At 30.4% G+C, this 5525-nt stretch carries 7 protein-coding genes; all 7 read right to left on the reverse strand.

All coding sequences use genetic code 11. From position 1 onward, the window contains the following. Positions 1 to 257 precede the first annotated feature (257 nt). Positions 258 to 779 carry a dCTP deaminase gene (gene dcd, locus WC223_13665; GenBank protein MFA6925288.1) on the reverse strand — a complete coding sequence of 174 codons (522 nt, stop codon included), beginning with the start codon at positions 777 to 779 and terminating at the stop codon, positions 258 to 260. Positions 780 to 811: 32 nt separating this feature from the next. Further along, a complete protein-coding gene (locus WC223_13670; protein ID MFA6925289.1) occupies positions 812 to 1018 on the reverse strand; it encodes a hypothetical protein in 207 nt (68 codons plus the stop codon). Between the two features lie 23 nt (positions 1019 to 1041). Then, a complete protein-coding gene (locus WC223_13675; GenBank protein ID MFA6925290.1) occupies positions 1042 to 1653 on the reverse strand; it encodes a hypothetical protein in 612 nt (203 codons plus the stop codon). Between the two features lie 5 nt (positions 1654 to 1658). Next, positions 1659 to 3053, reverse strand: a complete 1395-nt coding sequence (locus WC223_13680) for a nucleoside-triphosphatase (GenBank protein MFA6925291.1) — start codon at positions 3051 to 3053, stop codon at positions 1659 to 1661. A gap of 22 nt (positions 3054 to 3075) precedes the next feature. Beyond that, a complete protein-coding gene (locus WC223_13685; GenBank protein ID MFA6925292.1) occupies positions 3076 to 3951 on the reverse strand; it encodes a tyrosine-type recombinase/integrase in 876 nt (291 codons plus the stop codon). A 16-nt stretch (positions 3952 to 3967) separates the two neighbouring features. Next, positions 3968 to 4897 carry a tyrosine-type recombinase/integrase gene (locus WC223_13690; GenBank protein ID MFA6925293.1) on the reverse strand — a complete coding sequence of 310 codons (930 nt, stop codon included), beginning with the start codon at positions 4895 to 4897 and terminating at the stop codon, positions 3968 to 3970. A gap of 143 nt (positions 4898 to 5040) precedes the next feature. Continuing rightward, on the reverse strand, positions 5041 to 5525 hold a 485-nt coding region (locus WC223_13695; protein ID MFA6925294.1), incomplete at its 5' end, for a winged helix-turn-helix transcriptional regulator.

The following is a 5525-nucleotide window of genomic DNA, read 5'->3' on the forward strand; positions in this document are numbered from 1 at the left end:
CTGTTCCATCTGCGACCTGTGCGAGTGTCGTATTCCCAATAAAGTGCAGTATTATGGTTTCCGTTGCCTGAAATTTCATCAGTTTTTTCTTGTCCGTTAAATCCAAACCGATATACACCTATGCATTCTGTCAAAGAACTTACATCTGTACTCGTATGGTTTTGTGAAAACTTTTCCAAACCTCGTATATTGTTGGAAACAAATTTAAAAGAAAATTTCTAAATTAAGAAATGTATATAGAGAAAATACAGAATAAATTATTTTTCAAAATCTTTATACAACAAACTCGCTTGAATTCCTTTGTTGTTTTGATATTTTTCACTGCAATATTTCTTGTACTCACCCTCAATGGTATGATAATACAACTGACAAATCTCAATGAATGGATAAATCTTTATTGGTTGCACACAAAAAATTTCTAAAGTCCAAAAACCACAAAATCCCACATCGCCAAATCCTGCAGTTATATGAACAAATATGCCTAAACGTCCAATAGAAGACCTTCCTTCTAACATCGGCACTAAATTATGCGTTTCTGTATGCTCTAAAGTTCTCCCTAAATATAACTTGTTAGGATATAAAGTGATTCCATCATTTGGAATAGTTAATAAAGTAGTTGGATTTGGTTTTTTCATATCCAAAACCGTATCATCATAAACCAATAGCTCATTATTTAATTTTAAATTATAACTATTAGAATGTAGTTGTTTAATATTAAAAGGTTCTATTTTAATATCCTTACCTATTCTTTTCTCAATTTCTAAGCCAGATAAAATCATAAATTACTATTACAAATTTTAAGTATAGAAAATTAATATTCCTCAATTTCAATTTTGTAATTATCTTTATCTTTAGGAGATATAATATTTTTTTTCAAAGCTTCATTAACCCTACTATCAATAAAGGTTATTATTTCATTACGAATACTTGTATTAGTTTTTTTGCATAAAATTTCAAAATAAATTAACAAGTCAGAATTAATGCCTTTAATTTCAATATCTGTTTTTTTATTTTCCATATACGTATAAATTATAATTTGTTTTACGTTAAGTCCTCTGGTATATTGTGATGAAATTTATGAGCTTTTGTTTCATATAGTTTTCGAACATTTATGCTTGGATTAGAAACTAGCAATGGCTCATTTACTACTAATATACCTGCTTTCTCAATTCCTTCACTTTTGGTAGGATTATTAGTAAGTAGTCTTACTTTTTTTAATCCTTTTTTTGATAAATATTTACCAATAGAATAAAAATCACGACCTTCTGGTTTTACTCCTATTTCTAACCTTGATTCATACGTGTCTATTCCTTTTACTTCAAGTGATGTTGCTTTTACTTTTGCTGCAAGTCCTGCACCCCTTCCATCAAATCTTAAATATACAAGTATTCCATTGCCTTCCGCTACCAATCTATCCATAGCCAATTTAAGTTGATCTGCACAATCACATAAGTTACTATCAAAAGCTTGTGCAAACACACACTCAGAATGTATTCTTACAAGAGGTATATCCTCATCATAAGGATTTCCAATTATTACAACTAAATCGCCATCGCTAGCAGGAGTAAAAGAAACAACCTCTATATTAAGTTTCCCCCAAGTTCTTGATTCAATATCAGTTTTCGCACCCAAATATTTTTTAATATAATCCATAATTATTATATAAATTCGTTTAAAACAGTATTAATTAATGAATTTCTAGTACTTTCCGTAACCTCAATAATATTGGTTCTGTAATTACATGCGACTTTGCTTATAAAAGGATCTTTGTCATTAGCAATAATACCAAGTATAGATATTCTGTGAGTTTCCAATGCCTCCAAAATCATTTTCTTAAAATCTTCATTTTGTAATTGAATTGGACCAATCTCATCAATTATTAACAAACTTACTCCGCTTTTTTCAATACTTTCTTTAATCTCAGGAATTATTAATTCCGTCATTATTTTTGCATCTAATATATATTCATTATCACTGTTTTTAATGGCTAAAATGCCTGTTTTTTCCCCATTAATTGTTGTAGTACTAAAACTTATTCTTTTATTGTTGCTGTCGCAATTATCATTTGTCAAGAATCCTGACATAGAAGATTTGTATTTTTCTGACTTTTTTAATTCATCAACAATCTTTCCAAGCAAAGTACTTTTACCAACTTTGGAATTGCCAGTAAGAAAAATACATTTTGTAGAATGTTTCCAAATATTTTCAATTTGGTTATAGTAAAGTTTGAATGTTTTTGGTGAATCTTTTTCATTTAAAATTAATTTCGGTTTACCGGCGTATTCAACTTTAAATCCTTGCAATCTAATAAGAGCTTCTTTTTCCGCATCAACAGAACCACAATTAATAAAAACCCCTGTTATGTCGGTTGGATAATTAAAAAATCTTACTTCTAGGTTTTTTGCATGGCTTCTCCCTTGTTCTCTAATAACATCAATCATTTCAACCCCACCTTTTAATCGGTCTTTCATTCTTTCAAATTTGAATAAATCAGCACTCCTAAAAGCCATCATTTCAACAATATTATTACTTTGGCCTAGAACTATTATTAATTTAATCTTGCCCCCATTATTTAAAAATCTTACAATATCTTCCTTGCAAGATTCATAAATCATTCTTCCAGATTCTTGTATTAAAATTAGCTCATTTGTTGCTTTTTTAATTAATTCTTTTTCTTCTATTCCTGACCAAAGCAAAGCATCAGCACCTTGATTTTTTTCAAATAATAAAATCTTTTTATTTAAATTATTTCTGGTTTCTCTATCTCGAATTATTCCAAAACTTAATAATGCCAGTACACCTGCTATTGCAGAAACAACATAATTAATTTCTGCTCCAAAAATTCCAACTACTCCAGCATAAATTGCTAATGAAATACTAATTATAATATCAATATTTTCCCAAATAAATATTATAATTTTATTTTCAACTAGCCTATCCCAAAAAGTTTTTTCTTGATCTGCCATTTTTATGTTTTCTCCAAAGATAATAGTTTTATTTCTTAAATTGTGTTTTCTAATAACAATTTTTTTGGTAAAAAATGAATTTTTCATAATCTTTTTTTTAATTTCACTATTATTTTAAAGGATGAAATTTATTTATTAGCTCCCTTTGTTCTTCTATCGGAGTAAAGCGAAACCTCGCTGTTGCTGAAATCCATTTATGTCCTGCCATCAGTTGCACCTGCTCCAATGGAATGCGTTTTTCATTCAGCCAATTTGCAATTACACTCATTCTTACTGTCATCGGGTTTAAATTTCTGTCGGGAAATAAGGGTTTGGATGTTTCCACAACATAATTAATATCTTCAACTGTTATCGGGTGTCCTCGCATTCCGATAAGCAATTTTTCTGTTTCGCATTTTAAAAGGTTTTCTCTGCTCTCCCTGATATACTTTTCAATTATTCTGAATTGCTTCGGAACAAGCTCCAAGTGGCGTGAAGCGAATTTTCTTGAACCTTTTATATAAATAGTTCCGTTGTCAAAATCAATATTGTTGATTTTTAAATTTATCATTTCGCCGACTGTAAGCCCCTGATAAATGAGTATTGATGTTAATGTCTGATTTTTCAGTCTTAGTTTTTCATATCGTTCATCTCTGTTCATAAGCATTTCCAGTTCTTCTGAAGTAAATAAATCCTGATGAATTATGTCTCTGTTCTTTCTACTGCTTAATATCAGTCTTCGGCACGGATGATCGTTTCTTCTTCCTATGTCAACTAAATAATCATAATATTTTTTTACTGCTCCGAGTATTCCGTTTTTAGTGCCTGAGTTTTTATAGTTTTTTACTTTTTCTCCCATGTAATTTAATACATCTTTATACTTATAGTTTACTGCATTCGGACTTACATTCAGAAAGTTATTTATTGCATACAAATAACTTTTAATTGTTTGCTTTGAGTGCCCCATGCGGTAAAGATAATTTTCTATGTTTTTCAAATCGTTCATATTTTACTTTTTTGCTTTATCTGATTTGACTTAATATTTTTATTCTTTGTTTTCTTTTCTTTGAATATATGTGTGCTGTATCAATATTGCTGTGTCCTAAGAAATGTTGCACGAACTCAATTGTTGCTCCATTGTCCAAAAGGTGAGTGGCGATTGAATGTCGGAGGCAATGTAGCGTAATTTCTTTTTTCAGTATTTCGGGATTCTGCGTTTTTTCAATAAGTTGTTTTAACCTTTTATTTATATCTGCTCCTCTTTTTCTTAATCCGAGTTCGTTTATGAATAATGCGTGTGTTGGTGTTTTATCCAGTTGTATATAATTCATTCTTTCATTTAAAACATATTCTTTTAAATCTTTAAGCACATTGTCTGAAAGGGGAATGGCACGACTTTTATGATTCTTACTGTCTCTTATTATTACAACTCCTTTTTGCAAGTGAACATCCGATGTATCAAGTTTTTCAAGTTCACTTCTTCTCAGTCCGCAACCATAAGCAAGCGATATTATTGCTCTGTCTTTTCTTGACTCGCAAACATTATAAAGTTGCTTTACTTCTTCAAGTGTAAGTATATTTCTTTCTTTGAATCTTTTTAATGTAAATTTTGGCAATCGTGCAGGGGAGCTATCTATAACATCTGTATCAAGTAAATAATCAAAAAATAATCTTAATGAGAAAAGATTATTTTTAATCATTGAATCGCTTAATCCACCACCTCGTCTTTGGTTCGGTCTTTCCATAAGGTATTCGTGGTATGCAATTATTTCTGTCGCCGTTATTTTTTTTATTTCGTCTATTTGTCGGCTTTCAATAAAAAATAAAAATTCTCTTACACAGCTTGGATACATACTATTATTGCACCTGCTGTATCCTTTCGTTTTTATAAAAGAATTAAATTCTTTATAGTAATTTTCGTAAGTCTGATTATATATTGGCAGATGTTTCATCTTTTATATTTTGTTTACGATGATTTTCATTACGATTCTTTTTTTTCTTTTCTTCTTATATGCACTCCCGAACCAATGGAACACTACGGGCATTTTGCCTGTTATTTGCGGTTTCTAGCGGTTCATTTGCCCTGAGTCGCTATTTAGCTCAAACTCGCTTTATCTCGCCCTAACTGCTCAAGCTGTTTGTTTAGCTCGTCTTTTATCTTGGCTCTTATCTTTTCCATGTCGTCCCAAAAAACAATTTTATATTTAAACCCTTTATTGCTATATCCACCTGACTTTTGTATGTATTCCAATTGTTCCAAATCTTCCATGTGTCTAAAACAAGTGCCTTTACTTAGGTTTAGGGCAAGTCTTATTTCTCTTTGTGTAAATTGGTATTCCGATAATTTTCCGTTTCCATTTTGTTTTATGTATTCTTTTAACTTATCAAAGAACTGGCGAAGCGATGAATTAAGGTCATCTACTTTTAAAATTATTGCTTCAAACAAAATCTCACAAGCCATTTTCAAATCTTCGGGTTCTGAGATTAGTCGGTTCTTGTCGTCTCTTCTTCTTTGATACTGATGTAATATCGTTAATTGTTTTATGAATGCTTGATAATGGTTGTTTAATCTTCGGAGCA

It is taken from the genome of Bacteroidales bacterium (assembly GCA_041671145.1).
In the GTDB taxonomy this organism is placed as follows: Bacteria; Bacteroidota; Bacteroidia; order Bacteroidales; family JAHJDW01; genus JAQUPB01.